The organism is Sinanaerobacter chloroacetimidivorans (genome assembly GCF_018128545.1).
In the GTDB taxonomy this organism is placed as follows: Bacteria; Bacillota; Clostridia; order Peptostreptococcales; family Anaerovoracaceae; genus Sinanaerobacter; species Sinanaerobacter chloroacetimidivorans.
Window position 1 is genome coordinate 422,333 of sequence record NZ_JAGSND010000001.1, and the last position, 21,130, is coordinate 443,462.

Here is a 21,130-nt window from a genome sequence, read left to right on the forward strand (position 1 = left end):
GAAATAAGACATGGGCTGCCATGTCTTATTTTTTTACCTTGCTGATATTACATGATTCGATAGCGCTACCAGCATCTGCAACAAAACGGCCGGCTAACACAATTTTCATCAAAAGGAATGGTAAAAACCGGAATTCCGCTGGCATAGGGAGCAATCTCGTATTGCTGAAAAAAAATCATAACCCCTTCCGGACTTAGATAAAAGTTGTTGCAGTTAAAATATTGTCTTACCAAAGATTCATATTCTTCAAAATACCAATTTTCACCTTGACTCATCTGGTAAGCGATCTGCTTCGTGATCATTGTGATCAACCATTCCTTGTAGTCTAATGAAGGAATGAAGAGCTGTGAAAGCGGAATCCTGTATCCATTTTCAATATTCCAGGTATCCGCAAACCGTATGGTGTTTCCATGGGCTCCGCCGGTAAACCGATAAATATCAAAAAATAGACTGATGACACAATCCTTATTATAAGTAACTTGAAAATTCAAAAGTGCTTCATACATGTGAAAGGGAAAATCATTTGCTATGGAGTATTCATACTGGTTAACCGCTTCGCAGTACATGACGGTTTCAAATTGCAACTGATACTCTAACGCCATCTTTTTATAATATGTATTAATTCTATTAAGTGCTTTTTGATGGTAGCGATTCATAAATTGCGGATATTGTATGGTATAATGCAATACCGGTACTGAGTTATGATACATTTCACTTTCAATTGTTATTATGCTTATAGATGCAGGGTAGTTTCTCATTAACATCACCTCATAATCAGAATATGACAGAGGACTTTAAAATGTGATTAAGCTCTGTTTCAGAAAAAGAAAAACGGATTTATTCCTGGAAAAGCAGGTATACTAATAATACTTCTATGAAAGATTCGGTATTTCGGATGAAATTTTAAAGAATGAATGTGGGGGGTTTCGTATGAAACAGACAAACAGGAATATGTTGATTTATTTCGTTGCTGTAACGTTACTTGATTTTGCTCTTATTTTTATCGGAGTACGTTTTGTTTTAAACAATCCCATAAGCTACCAAAACATCCTGTCCTTTTCTATCTTGTCACTCATCCTTGGATCGGTATCAACGGCTTTGTTTTATTTAAAATGGAAAGCAGCCTGTATCATTTTCAACTTGGGTCTGGCCGCAGGTTTTTTTGAGATGTATCGCATGTTTATAAAAGACCTGGATGGCTGGGGAGATTTGACCGGCCTGATATCTTTATTTTCAGCAACTGTTTTGGGACTGGGTATTGGGTTGCTGGTTCAATTTGTTATCTATTTTTATAACAAATACCGTTCAGAGAACGGGAACGATGACTGAAATAAATCACGAAAAATCCAGCGTTTTTCTTATAGGAAAGTCCGGATGACCTGAATGATCATCCGGACTTTTTTATCCGACAAAAGTGGCCCAGCCACTTTTGTCATTATATTCCCATGAAGATCTCAACCTGATGGGTCTTCCCGTCGTTAACAAAGGTAAACTGATTTCCCAATGAGATTTCGCCGTCGACTGAAACTTCCTTGACCCCTTGATTCACTCCGTCCATATTATTTATTTTGATTTCATACAGGGTGTCAAGATATTTATATTTCATGGTATACTCCTTCCATTTTTTCGGAATGCAAGGGTCTAGGACGATAGTGTCTCGGTTTTTTTGGAAACCCAGAATATATTCAATCCCTGCTCTGTACATCCAGCCTGCGGAACCGGTATACCAGGACCAGCCTCCTCTTCCAGCATGGGGATAAGAAGTATAAACGTCTGCTGCCATGACATAAGGTTCTACTTTATATCGGGAATATTCTCTGTAATTGTCGGTGTGATGAATGGGATTGATCAGTTCAAAGAGTTCTCTCGCTTTGTCCCCTTCACCCAACTTTGCAAAAGCAATGATGGCCCAGGCTGCCGCATGGGTATATTGTCCCCCGTTTTCTCTGACTCCCGGAATATACCCTTTAATATATCCGGGCTCCAGATCTCCTTTATCAAACGGCGGAGTCAGAAGCTTTATCAGCCCCTCTTCTCTGCGTACCAGATAATCCTCGAGCGAGTTCATAGCCTGAACCGATCTCTGCTTATCTCCTGCTCCGGAAATAACAGCCCAGCTCTGCGCAATGGAATCAATCTTACAGTCACTGTTATGAACAGATCCCAGCGGCTGGCCATTGTCAAAATAGGCTCTCCGATACCAGTTTCCATCCCACCCGCTTGTTTCAACGGCATCTAAAAGATCACTTCTGATTTCAGAATATTTCTTCGCTCGGTCTTCCTCCCCCATTTCCATGCAGACAGGAGCAAACTTTTCGAGAACAGTAATTAAAAACCATCCCATCCATACACTTTCTCCTAAGCCTCTGTTCCCCACAGTATTCATTCCGTCATTCCAATCCCCGGTTCCCATCAAGGGCAGGCCGTGTTCACCGAATCGCAGGGAGATCTCTATTGTTCGGACACAATGGTCATACAGGGAAGAAATTGTATCAGAAACACCGGGTCGCCCGTATCTCTCCTCCTCACCTTCCGCAAGAACGGCATCCTCCAAAAATGGAATTTCCTCATCCAATATCCTGTGATCCCCAGTAATTCTGATATACTCCGACGTTACAAAAGGCAGCCACAACAGATCATCACTGATTCGGGTGCGTGTTCCTTTTCCCAACGGTTCATGCCACCAATGCTGGACATCTCCCTGGATAAACTGGTGTCTTGCATGGAGGAGGATTTGCTTGCGGGCCAGTTCCGGATACAGATTCACAATGGACAGACAGTCCTGAAGCTGGTCTCTGAAACCAAAAGCACCTCCTGACTGGTAGAAAGCCGACCTGGCCCATATCCTGCAGGAGAGGATCTGGTAAGGAAGCCACCCATTGAGCATCAGGTTCATAGAGACATCAGGCGTATCTACCTGTAAAATACTCATCTTTTCCTTCCAAAACTTTTGTGATTCCGCTAGAGAATCTTTCGCATTTTCTATATTTCCATATTTTTTGGTGATCCGATCTACTTCCTGAAGCGTATCGGTCATTCCTAAAAGAAATACCATTTCCCTGGTTTCTTTTGGTTCAAGAGTGATCTTTATCTGAATGGCAGCACAGGGGTCAAGCCCGGTTCCCACAGCCCCCGAAAGTCCTTCACGCAGCAAGCATTCCGGAGAACTCATGTCACCGAAACCGAAAAACTCTTTCCGGTCACCGGTAAAGGAGCTGGGGCTTTCGGATGCCTCGATAAAACAAATTCTTCCGGGAAATTCCTCATTATAGGGGTTCTCAACCATAAAAGTGCCCGATTCACTGATGCTTGTTTTTATATGCATTGCTGTTACCTGATCACTGACACCCAGCACGGGTCTAATATAATAGGTCAGTGTCAAGTTTCTCGTTAAATCCGAACTGTTTTCCAGACTGAGTATGCATATTTTCACGGACTCATCCATAGGAACATGGTAGGAAAGTCTCTGTATCAACCCATGGCTTGCATGTTCAAATATGGAATACCCAAATCCGTGCCTGATGAGATAAGATTCCTCTTCTCTTACAGGCAAAGGAGTTACCGTCCAGTGTTTCCCCGTATCTTCATCTCCAATATAGATGACTTCACCGGGGCTATCTGTTACCGCGTCATTGGACCAAGGCGTAAGCTTATTTTCCCGGCTGTTTTCATACCATGTATGGCCGGAGCCCGACTCTGAAACCAAAAATCCAAATTTAGAATTTGCGATAACGTTGATCCAGGGGGCAGGCGTGTTTTGACCTTTTTCCAGCTGAATAATATATTCTCTGCCGTCGGCGGAAAAGCCCCCAAGTCCATTAAAGAAGATCCTTTCCGGCTCCTGAATATCATAAGGAGGAAATTCCATAGCCTTCTCCACGAACTGCTTTGGTTCAGGCAGTTGTGGTTTCTGCCGTACGGAAACCTGCTCCTTCATGGTTCCCCCGTCACCTGTCAGTATAATTCTGGCCACCGCATAAAGAAGATAGAGATCTTGTTCCTGTAAACGATTCCTGTCCAAGATAAAGATATCTCTGGGTCTGCCGAACACATCATGAGTTTGGTTCGATAATACAATGTCCGAAATGAGCTGATATAAAGGATGGCCGTAATCATGCTCCTCTTCGCTCAACAAGATCAGATCCACTTTCAAATCCATCAGCCGCCAATACTCATGTGCCTTTAATACTTCGTTCAGGATTTCTACCTGGTGAGCTTTCTTCAAAACCACCAGTACGATAGGCAAATCTCCTGAAATACCGTATTGCCAAAGGGAAGACTGCCCTTTCCTGTTGTTCAGAATAAAATCCTGATACCTTCTTCTGACAGGACTGATAAACAGGATATCTGAGAGCATGTCCTGATAAAGCTCCATTTCCCGGTTATCCAGATTCAGATACTTTGTCTCCACCTGACTTCTTGCAAAGGCCAGCTGAAATGCTCCTTCCACTGCATCCGGACTCCCGTAATTGTCTATCATCGAAAGCATGGACTCATTACTTTCACCTACTGCGGTAACAAAGGAAATTCCTGCATCCATTCCCGGCTCTATTTTCACTTTTACCCGAATACTCATCACCGGATCCAATACCGGTCCGGACGTATTGGAAAGAGGCTTGCCCTTTTCCATGGCAATGGGATTTTTTACACCATGCCCTCTGCCGATCAGCTGCACCCTGTCCGTTTCATACTGAATATCCCCTAAAGTATCTTCTTTAAGGACTACGGCATTGGCTAACCATGCACTTTTATCCGTCTCCGATCTGGGCCTTCTGCTGGCAAGGATGCACTTTCTTTCCGGATGATATTCGGTTTCTACAAAAAGATTGCTGAAGGCCGGATGTGCTTCATCTGCTGCCTGTGCGTTCAATACAATTTCAAAATAACTCGTCAGTTCAATGGTACAGGGTTCCTCGCCAAAGTTCTTGAGAGTTAGTCTTCGAATTTCAACACTATCTCCGGAAGCTACAGCCACTTCCATTTTTGTTTCGATATCACCGTCCATCCGTCTGAAAACAGCTTTATCTGCAGTAAAAACCACCTCATACTGGTCCGGAATCGTATTGAAAGGAGCATAGGTTGTGGACCAAACAGTATTTTTTTCAAGATTTCGCAGGTAAAAAAACATACCGTAGGAATCCAGAGTGCTGTCCGATCTCCATCGGGTCACTGCCATCATTTTGCTCTTGCTGTATCCGGTACCTCGATCCGTTATCATGACGGAGTAATTACCGTTTGATAAAATGTGTACTTTTGGCAATACCGGATCCGGTTCGCTGAACCTTCTCACCAGACTTTGTTCCTTAACCGGATTCTCCTTCAAAGGAATCACCTTTTCTTTATTATCCTTTGTCACCACTAGGTTTGCCGGAACCTTCTCATGAAGAAGAAGGCGGGCAGCATGGATTGCCGGGTCTGAATGAAAACGTTTCTGCATGATATTATCATTTATATAGTTGTTCAATGCGAGGAAGCTCATTCCCTGATGATGTGCCATAAAGCTTTTTACGATTGACCGCTTGACTTCAAAAGGCAGTCTTTCCGGGGTATAATCCGCTGCTTCATAAAATCCGTAAGAGCCCTCCAGCCCCTCTTCTTTCAAACGCATAATGTTCCGTACAGCGCTTTCAGGATCTACAAGAAGCGCAAGGAAGGTTGCATATGGAGCCGCCACGGCATCTTCGATCAGCCCTCTCTTGAAGCCCAGCCAGGGAACGCCAATGGCTTTATACTGATATTCATGGTTGATATCCATGGTATTAAATCCGGACTCCGAGGTTCCCCAGGGCATCCTCCTTTGATTACCGTATTTTATCTGACTTTTTATCACAAAAGAATAGGTTTCATCCAATAAAGTATTTCTATAGCTTTTCATAATCAGAAGAGGCATCAGGTATTCAAACATGGTACCTGTCCATGAGATCAAGCCTTTGTAACCATCTACCACCGTCAAAGAGCGGCCCATACGAAACCAGTGGTTGGGCGTGATTTCTCCTCTTGCAATACAAAGATAACTGGTTTGACGTGCTTCAGAAGCAAGTAGATCATAATAGGAATTTGAGAGCTTATTTTCCTCCGGGTTAAATCCGATAGAAAACAATTGCTTCTTTTTATCATATAAAGGTTCAAACTTCATAGCCTCTGACAAGGCATCGATTCTCTCAATTAACGTACGGTATCTCTCTATCAGCTGCTCGGAAGTCTGAATCGATTTTTCCAGTGCGGTCTTCAATTCATACAGCCAGGTTGATTCCTCTATTCCAGGCTCCGTACCGGTACTTTGAAGGGAGTCTATAATCCTTTCGATATAGTCTATCGCTTCTCTATGAGCTTTCGGCAGATCCTGCAGGTTTTGGTTCTTTTTCAGCAGAGCAATGAGCTCCTCGATTGCTGCTCCAATATCATCCTTGGAATCGATTTTTTGCAACCCTTCGGGAATCTTGTTCAGAAAGCCTGCTCCCGGCATGAGTTCTGACATTTCTTTATGGAACATCTGAATCATGCGCTCCATTTTGTTTTTCCAAACGGTTTTCTTGATATTGTCAAACCAAGAACCAGTCATCAGATCCTCAAGGGCCCTGATCCATAAACCTAAATCCAAGGGATCTTTCTCTGTTTTTGAATAAAGAGAGCAGATCAGCTCATAAGATTTTACGCCATCTTTTCCAGCACAAAATAAGGTATCCCGAATTCCTTCCAAAAACCGTGCATCTGCAAGTGGATTGCGCAGATAGTCTAAAAGCCCCTGCCTCAACGTGATCAGATAACTCGCCAGATTCCCGCTGTCTACCGTCGAAATATAAGCAGGCCGCATAGGTTTTAGCGTATAGGTATGGTACCAATTGTATAAATGTCCATTCCATTTTTCCAATTTTTCCATGGTAGATACCGTCTTATCAATCAGATTTATCATTTCTGAAGTTCCGATATATCCGAAATCCCGTGCCGTTAGAATTGCAAGCAGCCCAAATCCAATATTGGTCGGAGATGTTCGATAGGCGATTCCTTTCGGCGGATCAGCCTGGTAGTTATCAGGAGCAAGGTAGTGCCCTTTTGCATTGGTGAACTCCTCGAAGTATCGCCAAGTTTTTCGGGCAATCCGTCTTAGTTCACACAGTTCCTTTTCTGAAGCTTTCCAGACCGATTCATTCAGATTTTTACTGATCCCATAGGCAATCAAAGGCCCGCTGCCCCATAAAAGAAGGAAAAACATGCCGATTGCCACCCCTGAGACACCTTTGAAAATAATTGCAAGAATCAGTAAAATCGGCGCTTCCAATAAGGAGGCTTTCATTTTTGACAGATAACTTCTTAAAGAATTCTTCTGGAATTTTTCTACATCTGCCGAAGTGACCCATTCCAGTAAATTTTTTTTCGTTATATAAAGACGACACAGCGTGATCACGATGGCATGTATCATCAGCCATGCCTGATACGGTAAAAAAGTTACAGCAAGAAGCCCCTGAAGAAACATGGCTTTTGCTCCCATCATAACCGGCACATACGGTTTTACCCTGCAGCTGTTTTGCCGTCTTGAGAAAACAGATTTACAGGTAGCGGTCATAAAAGGAAATGCCTGTACTACAAGAAAGTAGCCGAGCCAGAAATAGATACTCCCAGGCAGGATACTGAAGCTTAAGATCCCCATAATCATAAGAGAGGGGGCCACAAGGCTCCGCCTCAGGTTGTCCAACATTTTCCATCTCGACAATAAGGAAATAGGATTGGATATTTTTTTACCGCAGCCGTTTCTGATTTTTCTTCCCATCATAGGCAGTAGCTGCCAGTCCCCCCTGACCCAGCGGTGAAGTCTGGACGTATAGGAATTATACCTGGAGGGATAGGAATCCACCAGGATCAGATCCGTAACCAAGCCGGTTCTGACATAAGATCCTTCCAGAAGATCATGGCTCAAAATTAAATTTTCGGGTATTGCACCCTTCAATACGCTTTCAAAAACTTTTAAATCATAGATACCCTTACCGGTAAAGATCCCTTCACCGAACAAATCCTGATAAACATCGGAGATGGCGTTGGCATACGGGTCAATTCCTTTCTGACCCGTAAAAATTCTGGAAAAAACAGAACGGTTGGAGCTCTCGATCTCGATGTCTATTCTTGGCTGCATTAAGCCGTATCCTTCTACCACGATCCCTCTTTCTTCATCCACTACCGGTCTGTTTAACGGGTGAGCCATGGCGCCGATCATCTTTTTTGCCATGCCCATGGGCAGGATGGTATCACTATCCAGAGTGATGATGTACTTCACGCTGGAAAAGGGCGGATTGCTGCATGAAGAATAGACGATACTGGTATCGGTACGTCCCAGGAGCATGTCGTTGAATTCCATCAGCGCTCCCCTTTTTCTTTCCCATCCAAACCATTTATTATTTTTTTCATTAAATTGACTTGTTCTATGGAAAAAATAAAATTTATCACAACCTTCTCCGGAATATTTTTTATTCAGTTCTTGAATTCCTTTTAAGGCAGCGTCAATTATTTTTTCGTCATTTTTCCCGTTGGGTTTGTCTGAATCTCCAAATGCGCCAAGCAGTGCAAAATACAAATTGTCCTCCCTGTTGGATAAATAGTGGCCTTCCAGGTTATTCAACAATTCTTTTACACGTTCTTCATCGGGCAATAAGGTCGGTACCACAACGATGGTGCTCATGTCTTCCGGAATGCCGTCCCTTAGTTCCATCCTCGGAAAAACGGCAGGCTTTAAAGCTTTGCATACAATCCAGTTTACCGTATGGACAGCAATTTCCGATGCCGGTATCAATACACAAAGACCGGCCAGAACGGATAGCAGAACGACATCGGATTCTGCTGTAAAAATAGAATATTGTACGGCAAGAGCTGTAAGAAGCAGCGTTATCAAACCGATAGATCCCAAATACAGGATATACGAAGAAATTTCCCCGGGCCTTGCTGCCTTGGGCCTCCGATTACTCTTTTTCTGCCTTTTTCCCAGTAATTTTACTCCGTTTCCGATCAGATAATATCCTACATGCCAAGTACGCCGGAGCTTCACATCATCGGGGCTTGCTCCGTTAAGGCAGGCTTGTTTTGCAAGATCAACAGCTTCCTTGGCAATATAAAGCTGTGAAACACCGTAGATGGAAGCCATTTCTTCCACCTTGCTTTTATAATAATTACGGGTTGCAATATCCATTTCCATATAGGTTCCATCGGGATCCTGTCTCAGAATCTGATCTACCATGCTTGCAGATTCAAAAAAATCATCCCAGTTCAGTGTCGAAACATAACGGAGGCTTGTTATGGAATTGCCCAGTGATACTGTATTGATTGACTGAAAGTTATGTTCCTTTTGTGTTATCTCTTCGGTAGTTACCCCTCGTTTGATCAGTTCTTCATCCATAACCCGAAGAATTTCCACATAACTGCGTCCTGACCTTCTCAGGCGGTAGAGAAGATGCTCAATAAAAGACCAGTTTGCCTCATTCAATAATTCCATACTACTTTTAAATAACTTTATAATCCGGCCGGTATCTTCATTTTTATAAGACTGCCATTCATAAAAAATTTCATCTGCTTTATGCCACTGCATTTGCGTGTATTTGAGATTTCCGCACAAGTGTCTGATATTTTCGATAAGGGCAAGCTTTATGACTAAGGGAATTGCCCAAATCTCTCTGTCAAAGAGAACATTATGGGATTGATATGCTTTCAGATAATCCAACAGTACCTTTTCATCAATTAACCCGTCGGTATGGGCCACAAGTTCTACAGCAACGGCAAAAATCCGGGCGTATCCTTTTAAACGCCCGAATCTCAATACGGGGAGCTTCAAATAATTGCTTTTAATCAAATCACGTCTTAATTCTTTTACCTGCTCTTCTATCAGATAGAAATTGTCCAGGAGCCACTCCGCAGCGGGTGGTACATTGTATTTTTTTTGAATATCCTCATTTAATTCCTTATATACAGATAAGATAAACTCATAGTTTTCATTCATCCTGGGGACAGGCCAATGCAGAAAGTTTTGTCGCCTGGAAACAGAATGCTCAATGGCAGTGTTTTTCGCATGCTTTTCAAGTTCCTCGCTGGTCAGCAGTGCATCCCTCATATTTAATTTCTTATTCGTGAATTTTCTTAAGACAAGCCATAAAAACAAAACGATACAAGCAATCAGTATCGTTCCTCCTGCTAGAAGTTTTAAATATAGATCCATGCTAAATAATCCTCTCATTAGTATTATGAAATAAGATTCTTTAACATTTTCCCCTGGGTTTGATAAAATATTCAGATTTACACATTCAGAAAAGAAGAATTAACAAAAAAAGTAAAAAAAGAAGATTGCATCAAAGTCTATTGACCCTCAAAAAACGAAGGCTATAATAAAAATAGTATAGAATGGGATTTCTTTGAAAAAACCAATTTTAGAATATACAAAAAAATAAAATAAAAAAAAAAAATGAAAAAAATATGGTTCCCGGGAAGTTTTTGCATCCTGGAATCATCTTATTAGTGTCCGGATAAAAACGTTAACGTGAAAGTGAGATTGGAATAACTGATGACAGAACAACACGAAAAGTTTTGCAGCCTGATAAAGGAATACCGGCCAGGGTTATTTCGCGTTGCAAAAGGAATTTTAAAAAATGATATGGACGCTGAAGATGCTGTGAGTGAAACAACCTGTAAAGCTTTTGCTAATCTTCATAAACTGAGGGCTTTTGACAGCTTTAAACCATGGGTTATGAAAATCCTTATAAACGAAGCCTATGGCATCGCAAGGAAGCGTAAAAAGACCGAGCCTCTGGTTGACATGTCAGACGAAAGCGATCATTCGGATATGCTCGAATCACTTGAACTTTGGGATGCCGTTAAGCTTCTAGGCGTTGAATTTAGAACAGTTACGATTTTATTCTACTATGAGGATATGAGTATCAAGGAAATCAGTAAAATTTTGAATTTACCTCAAGGTACCGTTAATTCAAGGCTTAAACGCTCAAGAGAAAAACTGAAAACCATACTTACAAGTAAGGAGGTTACATAAATGGATCAATTTGATGATAGAATCAAAGCAAAAGCAAAACTGGAACCCATTTTCCTGCCCGAAGGATTTGAGGAGCGCAATGATCAGCTTATTAAAGGACTTGATGCTCCTATCATTTCTAAAAGAACATTCAAAATTCCTGTTTTCCGTTTCTTCAGATCACCTGTAATTGCAGCTTTCATGATTGTAGTGCTTTCATGCTCTGCCGCCGCTGCATATACCCTATCAGGAGGAGACTTTTTTAAACAATTTTTCGAAGATAAAGCAAATAATGATGCAGGAAATGATTATAACTACATGAATACGGAACAGCTTAATGATATGGCTTCAAGTACAGTGGGTACGGTTGTCGGCACGGAGTATCTCACTATAGACGTTATGGGTGTTATCGTAAGTGGAAATACTGCAAAAATCATGTTGAGAGTTACGGCAAATCAGCTTGACAGTGTCCTATACGACAACGGAATGGAGCCGCTGGAAAACTATAGATTCCATGACGCCGTATCGGGCAGCCTTTTTAACGATTTTGAAATGGGGTCCATCGGCTATTATTACAGCGATAAAAATGAAAACCTTGCTCCGAATCAGTTTGAAATCCTGTATACCTTGATCGGAAAAGGAGATTTTGAAAAAGCTCAATACACCATAGAATTGAAGGATTTCGGTTATTTTGACTTCAGCAGAGAGGATCAATTTGCGCCTTTATACAGTGGCAGCTGGCAGTTCAATGTTGCCTTTGATCCCGATTCAGATACCAGTAAAAGTCTCTTTATTGACAAAAACATCATGATTGGGGGCTATAGCTTTAGCCTTAACAGCGTAAATATTACTCCATTGGCCTGTACAATCAATTTAAAATGCAATGAAGGAGATGAGGTCTATCTTGATAAACATATAACGGAAATATTCAAGACTTTTAACGAAGAAAGCAAAGATTGCTCGTTAATGCTTGCGAATGGTACAACATTAAGCAGCGGTCAATTTGACGTCTCCCCTTCCGGCGGAGCGGAAGGATTTACGTTAATACTTGTTTTCAATGGGCCGATTACTGTTGATAGTATTGTATCACTTTCCTTGTTTGGAATCGAATACTCCTTGAATCAATAATATTTCCCTGCCCTCTATACAGATCGTAAATAATTTTCTATAATTTAACATAGTTACGATAATGTTTCAGAAAGAAGTAAGAGGAAATTGCATGAAAGTATTACTGATTTACAATCCCAATGCAGGAAACCATACCTTTAAAAATAATCTGGATTCAATTATGGAGAAATTCCAGGCACAAGGTTATTTAGTAAGTCCATTTCGCCTCGGACAAGGCATCGATTTGAATGAACTCTTTCAAAAAATCGATCCTGCAGAATACAAGAAGCTGCTGATTGCCGGAGGTGACGGTACGATAAACCAAGTCCTCAATGCAATGTTACATAATGGGATCACATTACCGATTGGTATTTACCCCGCGGGGACAGCCAATGATTTTGCTCAAAATTTCAATTTACCGCCAATGGTTGATGAAATCACAGATATCTATACAAGAGAGAACTATTCCTATGCAGATATCGGAATGATCAATAACCGGTATTTTATCAATGTGGCTAGTCTGGGATGCCTTGTTGACGTCAGCCAAAAGACGGATACTAAATTAAAGAACAGCTTTGGGATTTTTTCCTATTATCTGAAAGGGATAGAGGAATTCCAAAGGCTGAAACCCGTCAGGATCAGAATTGAAAGCGATCAATTGATATTTGATGAGGAAGCCTACTTTATGCTGATCATGAACGGCAAGTCTGCGGGAGGATTTAAGAAGATTGCTCCGCTGTCCGTATATAACGATGGGTTACTGGACATTTACATCTTCAAGAAGTGTCCTTTGATTGATTTGATGGCTTTGGTCGGGAAAGCACTTAAAGGTGAACATGACACGAGCCCCCATGTTATCTATTTTCAAACATCAAAGCTTACCGTCATGTGTGATGAAAACATTGGTACAGATCTGGATGGAGAAAAAGGCATCGGTTTCCCCTTGAATGTTCAGGTTCTTCCTTCTCATCTTAAAATCAACACGAAATTCAATAATGAAGATGGATTCAGCAGCACAAGAGAGTTCAGTTTTGCTGATGTAAAATTCGCGGCAGAACAGATTTCTAACGGTGTCCTGAGTGAAATGGCAAGACCGTTCAGAGAATTCAGGATCGACCGGAATGTTATCGCCGACATGGTGAAGATCGTATCAGACCTGCCCAGGCATAATGCGTTGAATTATATTAATAAAGGTTCACTTAACAATGAGTACTTCAAAATTGCAGAGGAATCGCTCAATGATGGATATCTTTATGTGGTTCTTTCCAGTACAGGTAGTGCTGCAGGTGAACTAATCCGCAAGGTGACGAAGAAGGAATACTCGCATGCCTCCCTCTCCTTTGACCAGGAACTCCGAACAATTATCAGCTATAACGGAGGCGAAAATATATATGAGCCTGGGTTAAATCAGGAAATGCTGGAGTTCTTCAACCAGAAGGAAGATGCCAACATTATCATATATAAAATAAAGGCAACGAGAGAGGAAAAATTCCAGGCTTTGGAGGAAGTCAAAAAAATCAATTCCTTGGGAAGCTCCTATAACCTGCTTGGTCTCCTTGTCCCCTATTCTCACAGGGAGAATATCATGTTCTGTTCCCAGTTTGTCTATTCGATCCTAAAGGCTGTCGGACTTCATTATTTTGATAAAAAGCCGGAGGATGTCAAGCCTACGGATTTTGTGGAATTGGATTACAAAAGGAATCTTCAGTTTCACTCCCAAATATTCTTTAAGGATTATTTCGAATAAAGAATGCTTTAGATATTGCATGAGAATAACGGGAGCATCTGGGACTTTTCAATATGAAGTGCCCAGTTTACTCCCGTTATTTTAAATCGGAAGGATACGTATATTGACCGATGCCCTACTCTTCTTCCTGCCATATTGAAATAGATTGAACCATTTCACTTTGCTCGTCTATTTCGAAATCAGCTACATATTTATCAGCTCTATAACTGACAATTAAATGATTATCAGCATAGAGTTCACTGTATTGAGAAATATATGTATTATTTGGGGCTCCTAATATTTCTTCCAACTGCTTCAGAGGCATACCTATTTGAATTCCGTATATTGCTTCTTCACCGGTATAATAGATCCCTATCACTTTTCCGTAAGTGATTCCTTCATTTGAAATAAGACCATCCGTTAAAAAATAAATGTCATCATAGGATAATAAAAGGCCTCCCATAAAATTAACTTTCTCATCGGGTTCTCCCCATCGTTCGATAATCTCAATGCTATCTGCCCCGATACCAAATTCAATTCCGTTCATATGTCCCTTGTACAATAATTCTAAGGCTGAGTTATAGGCTTCCTTCTCATCCTCTATATCAGAAGATTTTTGATTTGTATGATTTAAGTTCTGCTCTGTTTGATTTTTATTCCCGTTATTTTCAATGGTTATTTTATTTCCACTGTAAAACATAAAAATCAATACGAAAACAAGAAAAGCTGAGACAATCCATTTCTTCATTTTTTTCACCAACCTTTCATTCCTGCCCCTTTTTCTCCTTCTATTATACACCAAAATCTAAGAGCAAAGAGATATAACTTTCGATTGTTCTGCTCTATCCGAACTGTTGATTACTGTTAACTGTTATTATGAAATTTTTATTTTCTGTAACTTTACCTAATATCAGTTTTGGTATATGATGAAACAAATTTATTTTAATGACAAATTACAAGGGGGCTAAAATGAACAATCGTTATGAATTAAATAAGAATTTAGCACAAATGCTTAAGGGCGGTGTAATCATGGACGTTACCACTCCAGAGCAAGCGCAAATTGCAGAAGAAGCCGGTGCATGTGCTGTAATGGCTCTTGAAAGAATCCCAGCAGACATTCGGGCTGCTGGCGGAGTTTCAAGAATGAGTGATTCTAAAATGATCAAAGGGATACAGCAAGCAGTATCCATACCGGTAATGGCAAAGGTACGAATTGGACATTTTGCCGAGGCTCAGATTCTTCAAGCCATCGACATAGACTACATAGATGAAAGCGAAGTTCTTTCACCGGCTGATGACACTTTCCATATTGACAAAACCAAGTTCGATGTTCCTTTCGTATGCGGGGCAAAAGATCTTGGCGAGGCACTTAGAAGGATTGCCGAAGGCGCTTCTATGATCCGCACAAAAGGTGAACCTGGCACGGGAGACGTCATCCAGGCGGTACGCCACATGAGACTTATAAACCAACAGATCCGACACCTGCAGAATCTTAGAGAAGATGAACTGTTCCAGGCTGCAAAGGATCTTCAGGCCCCGTTTGATCTGGTTCAATTCGTAAATCAAAATGGCAAGCTGCCTGTTGTAAACTTTGCTGCCGGAGGAATTGCAACTCCTGCAGATGCCGCTTTAATGATGCAGCTTGGTGCAGAGGGTGTGTTTGTCGGATCAGGAATATTTAAATCAGGAAACCCGGCAAAAAGAGCCCAGGCAATTGTTAAGGCAGTTACGAACTACAATGATCCTAAATTACTGGCAGAATATTCAGAAGGTCTGGGTGAAGCCATGGTAGGCATCAATGAACAGGAAATTGAATTGCTGATGGCTCAAAGAGGTGTATGATGAATAAAAAGATAGGAGTACTGGCAATCCAAGGGGCTTTTCAGGAACATAAAGACATATTAAGAGAACTTAATGTTGACTGTTTTGAAATAAGACAAAAGTCCGACCTTACGAATAAAGTTTTAGATGGAATCATCCTTCCAGGAGGAGAAAGTACGGTTATAGGTAAGCTACTTAACGAACTGGACATGCGAACACAACTGCAGCAAATGATCATTGATGGACTCCCGGTTTTTGGCACATGTGCCGGTTTGATATTATTGGCAAAAGGCATAGTAAATGATGATAACGTATATCTGTCCACTATGGATATTAAGGCTCGAAGAAACGCTTACGGGCGCCAGCTTGGAAGTTTCAGCACTTTAGGAGATTTCAACGGAATCGGGTTGATTCCCATGACTTTCATTAGAGCGCCGTATATTGAGAGCACATCCAGCAGTGTTGAAATTTTAGCAACGTTATCAGATCATATAGTGGCTGCAAGACAAAAAAATATGCTGGTAACTTCGTTTCATCCAGAACTTACGTCTAACCTAAGTGTCCACAGCTTTTTCGTCAACCAACTTTGCATATAGGATTCATTTGATTACTAAAATCCTGCAAACGCATAAATAAAGGAAAGTTGACAAGCTCTCTTATTGAAAACTTGTCAACCTATCTTGTGTTTTCAGTACCGAAAAGATGTCCTATATCTTATCTCCGATTAAGTATAATCAAATATTCTGCCTTTATGCCTTGAAAGGCAGTTCCACAGGTTCCTTCTGATGAAACACATGTTCTATTCTCGGCAGGGAAATCCCCAGCGTTTCTTTCAATACATCCTCCACAGTTTCTACGGGGATTACCGTAAGCTGTGTTTTCACTTCTTCCGGTACATCCTTCAGGTCAATTACATTGTCCTTTGGAATCAATACTTTGCTGATACCGGCTCTCTGGGCTCCCAACATTTTTTCCTTTAAGCCTCCGATGGGCAACACGGCGCCTCTCAGCGTGATTTCTCCCGTCATTGCGATTTTAGGGTCTACTTTCATGCCTGTAACCAGTGAGGCAAGGGCCGTAAACAGCGCTATACCTGCGGATGGGCCGTCCTTGGGGACTGCGCCTGACGGAACGTGAATATGCAGGTCCCTCTCCTTAAAATTGACCGAATTCAACGGAAGTCTTGACTTAAGCAGGCTCAGGGAAATTCTGGCCGATTCTTTCATCACATCGCCCAATTTACCTGTCAGTGTAACCTCTCCGCTTCCCGGCATATCGGTCGCTTCAATAAATAGAATCTCTCCTCCGACAGGAGTCCATGCGAGTCCTGTAACAACTCCCGGCGGATTATCCTGCTGAGCCTTATCATGCCGCGAAACCTGTCTGCCAAGGATTTCTTCTAATTGCTCAATTTTAACCTTGTAAGGCACTTCCACCTTATTCGATACAATTTTCTCAGAGGTAACTCGTGCAAGTCCGGCCAGTTGCTTTTTCAGCCCCCTGACTCCGGCTTCAAGAGTATAGTCGCTGATGATTTTCTGCAATACATCGTCTTCTACGACCAGCTGCTCAGCCGTCAGTCCATGCTCTTCCAGAACTGCAGGCATCAGATGATCTTTTCCGATATGGAATTTTTCATCCATCGTATAACTGGAAATCTGAATGACTTCCATTCTGTCCAGCAGCGGCCCTGGGATACTTTCCGTCGAGTTTGCCGTTGCAATGAAGAAAACGTCCGACAGGTCATAGGGCAGATCCAAATAATGATCAGTAAAGCTATTGTTCTGTTCCGGATCGAGTACCTCCAGCAGCGCGCTGGCGGGATCTCCGCTGTAGCCGCCGGTCATCAGCTTATCCACTTCATCCAGGACCATGAGAGGATTGCTCTCTCCTGCCTTTTTGATACTTTGGATGATTCTTCCCGGCATCGCTCCGACATAAGTCCTGCGGTGCCCTCGAATCTCGGCTTCATCTCTGATTCCGCCTAAGCTCAGACGGATATATTTCCTGTCAAGAGCCTCTGCGATGCTCCTGCCCAAGCTTGTTTTTCCTGTACCGGGAGGGCCTACCAGTAACAGAATGGAGCCTTTTTTGTCTTTTTTCAGCTGCATTACCGCCAGGTGCTGTATGATTCTGTCTTTAACTTTTTCCAGGCCATAGTGCTGTTCATCCAGGATTCTTCTGGCCTCTCCGAGATTGATCGGCTTTGCTTCCGCTTTTTTCCACGGCAGCTGCACCAGCAGGTCCAGGTAATTGCGGATGACGTTATAATCGGAGCTGTTAGGCCCCTGTGCCTGTAGTTTATCCAATTCCTCAAGGGCGGTGCTCCTAATGTCGGGCGGCATCTGAGCTTCTTCTATTTTGCTTAAATAATCTTTATCCTTTTTTCCGCCTTCCCTGCCTTCATTCAATTCTTCTTGGATCACTTTCAATTGTTCTCTGAGGACCGACTCTCTGTAATGCTTATTCGCCTTTTCAGAAAACTTTTCCGCCATCTGGATCTGCAGTTCAATGGCTTCCTTCTGCTTCAGCAGGTAGTCCATGAAACGCAAACTTCTCTCCTTCATGGACTGTGTTTCCAGCAGTCCATACTTTTCTTCGTTTGAAAGCGGCATGAATTGGGACAGATACACAATGAGGGAATTCAAGTTTTTAAACTCGTCGATGATCCTGCTGTATTGCTCTCCGCCTGAAAATTTTTCGCTTATTTCATGAGTGACTTTTTTGATATGCCCCAGCAGCTCTTCCACACTCTTTTCGTTCATATCGGGAGTGTCAGGGCAAATATCATAGTCGGCATAGACGAAATCATTTTCAATGTGAAGGGCGTTGACTTCAATTCTGTCTAATATTTTGATCGTAAGCTGGAAGCCCTTTTCTGTTTTTTCCACTTCGTCGATCCGAAAGGACACGCCAATGCTGTAAAAGTCTTCTTCTTTTAAAATTTTCTGGCTGAAATTCTGCTTCAGGGGCAGTGCAATATTTGTCATCGTTTCATCTTCCAGAAAGCTGAGCTGCTCTGCGCTGAGTTTATTTACTCTGAGCATGGAAACGACGCCTGGCAATAAAACAGTATTTGATACGGGAATCACGATTCCCTTTCTATATCCATTTTCAAAATTAATCATAGTGTCATCCTTTCCACGAAAGCATTCATAAGTGAATGATCGTTTATTTAATGATTGAAAGATTGCGGGATCCTTTGTACTATAGTTTTTACAAAATTATCCCGCTTTAAAATTTAATTCATATCAGCAGAGCGTCCTGTATGATTTTAATCATTTCCCGGAGCAGATCTGCTCTCTCTGTTTCGCTTTTGCGATTATCGACTGCGATCGCTTTTACCGGATAAAAGATGATTGCCAGTAAATTGTCGTTGTTGTAATCCTTGATGATCCGGCTATTTTTCATCTCAGCGATCAAATTATTGATATTGCAGATGCCCTTGATTTCCGAGCAGCTGCCGGATAATGAGGGGCAATTTGAAAACTGTTCGACAAAGCTGAAAATCTCTTTATTTTCCCTGATGTAATTATAATAGCTTCTGACCAGTATTTCTATCAGCTGCTGACCTTCCATCCCCCGGTTGACACGATTCAAAAGATAGTCGAAAATCTCTTCTGAATACTCGCTATAGATATCCTGCAGCATGATTTCCTTGTTTTCAAAGTAAATATATACCGTCGCCGGAGAAACCCCTGCCAATTTAGCGATTTTTGAGATAGAAGTTCCATGAAAGCCTTCCTGAAGGATCAGCTTAATAACCGCTTCCTTTATACTCTTTTCTTTCTCATCATCTTTTTTTCTCATGTAACTGTAACCACCTCGATATATATATCTATAATAAATGATTATTCATTTATAGTCAATCATTTATCCCTTAAAAATTAAAAAAGCTGATGAAAGAACTTAAAATTATTCAATTTTTACGTTAAATTTCAGCCCTTCCTTCCTACAAATCCTTTTGATCGCTTTCTTGCCGGACATCGCGTTTAAGAACAGCGCTCCTACGGAAGTAGCCCATATCCCAACAAAGTAAAAATTATCAAGACCCGACAGCGTCATATCTTTGCTGCTCAGCAAGCTGCCTATGAAATTCAGTTCTTTGCTGGGAGCATTGGAAAAACCGTGGGTGCCTCCCATAAATCGCTCCCATGTGAGCAGGGTTGAAACATCGACGACTTCGATCTGATTTGTAATGCCTTGAAAATGGTTTTCCAGAAGACTGATCACCTGTTTCGCCACGCTCTGCTTTTCCGCTTCGTATTCCTGTCTGTCGGCGGAAAGCTGCTTCCAATAGGAATAGGCGGATCTGAACTCAACTTTGATTACGCCTTTTCCCTCAGGTGCCATGGTTTTGTCAAAGCTATAGGTCTGCATTTCCAGCGATGTAAACTCTTGTCCCGAAAGGGTGGCTGGTTTATCCAACAACAGGATCAAACTGGAGGGCTCTTCGGAAAGATCACGGTTGACGCCTAGAAAAACAGTTACAGCAAATTCGGTCATATCTGCGGGCTCGGTGCAGTAGGCCCTGAGCCGTTCATCCATATATTTTGCGTCCAGCATTTCCAGCAGCGTTTTTCGTCCATCGGCGTTTGATATGACGATATCTGCCAATTCTTCCGTGCCATCTTCCAATCTCACGCCAACTGCCCTGCCGTTATCGGTAATGATCTTTATGACTTTTTTACGGCAGTAAAGCCGCCCGCCTAATGCCTTATATCGGTTGACGATGCCGTCGACGAAGGACGTGCTTGCGCCGACCGGCCACGCGATATCCCGACGATAGCCGGAGGCATGGCGCATCAGATGCAGAAACACAGGAATGGAAGGGTTCGAATATACCAGAAGAGGAAACGCCTTCTGCAAAAATGGATCACGAAAGCGTTTGGCGAATTCCTCCATGGTAATTTTAAACCATTTCATGTTTCTGATAACCGTCGGCAGATGTCCAAGTAAACCCGGGATATTCCCCATGGTCAAGTCGCCCATCATATCATATTTTGAGAGATCACGGATCCCGTCTACATATTCCCGGATAACCTCCTTGTCTTGCGGCGACAATGCGTACAGATGCTTTTCAAGCCCATCCGGATCATAGTAATCATAAAAGATCCTGCCGTCAGAAGAGGCCACACTGACACATTCCTTCGTATATGCCAGTTCTGTGGGCATGGCGCCGATCTCCTGCCAGAACTGATTTAACTTTGAATCTGGGGAACAGCCCATCAGATGGTGGATACACGCGTCAAAGGTATATTCTCCGCGTTTCCATGATGTGCATTGCCCGCCCGGACGGTAATTCATCTCGTAGATGCGGGTATCAAACCCGTTCATCTGACCATAAATGCCTGCAGACAAGCCACCCATGCCAGACCCTATGATAATAATAGATTTTGACATATCGACACCTCCATATTTCCTCGCATCATTATAACATAAAAAATCAATTACCAATGTGCTTTCTTGGAAACATT

At 42.1% G+C, this 21,130-nt stretch carries 12 protein-coding genes; 6 read left to right on the forward strand and 6 right to left on the reverse strand.

Annotated features, from left to right (window positions below; all coding sequences use genetic code 11):
* Positions 1–65: 65 nt before the first annotated feature.
* Positions 66–758, reverse strand: a complete 693-nt coding sequence (locus tag KCX82_RS02155) for a DUF3298 and DUF4163 domain-containing protein (RefSeq protein ID WP_227016789.1) — start codon at positions 756–758, stop codon at positions 66–68.
* Between the two features lie 172 nt (positions 759–930).
* Between KCX82_RS02155 and KCX82_RS02160 the strand changes: the two genes are divergently transcribed.
* A complete protein-coding gene (locus KCX82_RS02160; protein WP_227016790.1) occupies positions 931–1,329 on the forward strand; it encodes a hypothetical protein in 399 nt (132 codons plus the stop codon).
* Positions 1,330–1,435: 106 nt separating this feature from the next.
* On the opposite strand, the gene KCX82_RS02165 is transcribed toward KCX82_RS02160, so the two are convergent.
* Positions 1,436–10,195: a glycoside hydrolase family 94 protein gene (locus KCX82_RS02165; RefSeq protein WP_227016791.1), complete on the reverse strand. Its 8,760-nt coding sequence runs from the start codon at positions 10,193–10,195 to the stop codon at positions 1,436–1,438.
* A gap of 342 nt (positions 10,196–10,537) precedes the next feature.
* Here KCX82_RS02165 and KCX82_RS02170 point away from each other — a divergent pair, with 342 nt between their 5' ends.
* The 3 genes from KCX82_RS02170 to KCX82_RS02180 all read left to right on the forward strand — a co-directional run bounded on the left by KCX82_RS02170 (position 10,538) and on the right by KCX82_RS02180 (position 13,853).
* Positions 10,538–11,020 carry a sigma-70 family RNA polymerase sigma factor gene (locus tag KCX82_RS02170; protein WP_227016792.1) on the forward strand — a complete coding sequence of 161 codons (483 nt, stop codon included), beginning with the start codon at positions 10,538–10,540 and terminating at the stop codon, positions 11,018–11,020.
* A complete protein-coding gene (locus tag KCX82_RS02175; RefSeq protein WP_227016793.1) occupies positions 11,021–12,127 on the forward strand; it encodes a hypothetical protein in 1,107 nt (368 codons plus the stop codon).
* A gap of 91 nt (positions 12,128–12,218) precedes the next feature.
* Positions 12,219–13,853: a YegS/Rv2252/BmrU family lipid kinase gene (locus KCX82_RS02180; protein WP_227016794.1), complete on the forward strand. Its 1,635-nt coding sequence runs from the start codon at positions 12,219–12,221 to the stop codon at positions 13,851–13,853.
* 115 nt (positions 13,854–13,968) lie between these two features.
* Here KCX82_RS02180 and KCX82_RS02185 read toward each other — a convergent pair whose 3' ends face one another.
* A complete protein-coding gene (locus KCX82_RS02185) occupies positions 13,969–14,580 on the reverse strand; it encodes a DUF4309 domain-containing protein (RefSeq protein ID WP_227016795.1) in 612 nt (203 codons plus the stop codon).
* 221 nt (positions 14,581–14,801) lie between these two features.
* On the opposite strand from KCX82_RS02185, the gene pdxS reads away from it, so the two are divergent.
* Complete coding sequence (pdxS, locus tag KCX82_RS02190) at positions 14,802–15,674, forward strand: pyridoxal 5'-phosphate synthase lyase subunit PdxS (RefSeq protein ID WP_227016796.1); 873 nt, start codon at positions 14,802–14,804, stop codon at positions 15,672–15,674.
* A complete protein-coding gene (pdxT, locus tag KCX82_RS02195; RefSeq protein ID WP_227016797.1) occupies positions 15,674–16,249 on the forward strand; it encodes a pyridoxal 5'-phosphate synthase glutaminase subunit PdxT in 576 nt (191 codons plus the stop codon). The genes pdxS and pdxT overlap by 1 nt, the downstream gene beginning before the upstream one ends.
* 153 nt (positions 16,250–16,402) lie before the next feature.
* Here pdxT and lon read toward each other — a convergent pair whose 3' ends face one another.
* The 3 genes from lon to KCX82_RS02210 form a co-directional block, all read right to left on the reverse strand.
* Entirely contained in the window at positions 16,403–18,781 is a 2,379-nt protein-coding gene (gene lon / locus KCX82_RS02200) for an endopeptidase La (RefSeq protein WP_227016798.1), read from the reverse strand.
* A 118-nt stretch (positions 18,782–18,899) separates the two neighbouring features.
* On the reverse strand, positions 18,900–19,463 hold the full coding sequence (locus KCX82_RS02205; RefSeq protein WP_227016799.1) for a TetR/AcrR family transcriptional regulator: 564 nt from the start codon (positions 19,461–19,463) through the stop codon (positions 18,900–18,902).
* A 105-nt stretch (positions 19,464–19,568) separates the two neighbouring features.
* Positions 19,569–21,056 carry a phytoene desaturase family protein gene (locus tag KCX82_RS02210; protein WP_227016800.1) on the reverse strand — a complete coding sequence of 496 codons (1,488 nt, stop codon included), beginning with the start codon at positions 21,054–21,056 and terminating at the stop codon, positions 19,569–19,571.
* Between the last annotated feature and the right edge of the window lie 74 nt (positions 21,057–21,130).

Bases quoted from the DNA above. Each gene is read 5' to 3' on its own strand.
- pdxT (WP_227016797.1), top strand. From the start codon at position 15,674: ATGAATAAAAAGATAGGAGTACTGGCAATCCAAGGGGCTTTTCAGGAA.
- KCX82_RS02165 (WP_227016791.1), bottom strand. From the start codon at position 10,195: ATGGATCTATATTTAAAACTTCTAGCAGGAGGAACGATACTGATTGCT.
- KCX82_RS02185 (WP_227016795.1), bottom strand. From the start codon at position 14,580: ATGAAGAAATGGATTGTCTCAGCTTTTCTTGTTTTCGTATTGATTTTT.
- KCX82_RS02155 (WP_227016789.1), bottom strand. From the start codon at position 758: ATGAGAAACTACCCTGCATCTATAAGCATAATAACAATTGAAAGTGAA.
- KCX82_RS02175 (WP_227016793.1), top strand. From the start codon at position 11,021: ATGGATCAATTTGATGATAGAATCAAAGCAAAAGCAAAACTGGAACCC.
- pdxS (WP_227016796.1), top strand. From the start codon at position 14,802: ATGAACAATCGTTATGAATTAAATAAGAATTTAGCACAAATGCTTAAG.
- KCX82_RS02170 (WP_227016792.1), top strand. From the start codon at position 10,538: ATGACAGAACAACACGAAAAGTTTTGCAGCCTGATAAAGGAATACCGG.
- KCX82_RS02180 (WP_227016794.1), top strand. From the start codon at position 12,219: ATGAAAGTATTACTGATTTACAATCCCAATGCAGGAAACCATACCTTT.
- KCX82_RS02210 (WP_227016800.1), bottom strand. From the start codon at position 21,056: ATGTCAAAATCTATTATTATCATAGGGTCTGGCATGGGTGGCTTGTCT.
- KCX82_RS02205 (WP_227016799.1), bottom strand. From the start codon at position 19,463: ATGAGAAAAAAAGATGATGAGAAAGAAAAGAGTATAAAGGAAGCGGTT.
- lon (WP_227016798.1), bottom strand. From the start codon at position 18,781: ATGATTAATTTTGAAAATGGATATAGAAAGGGAATCGTGATTCCCGTA.
- KCX82_RS02160 (WP_227016790.1), top strand. From the start codon at position 931: ATGAAACAGACAAACAGGAATATGTTGATTTATTTCGTTGCTGTAACG.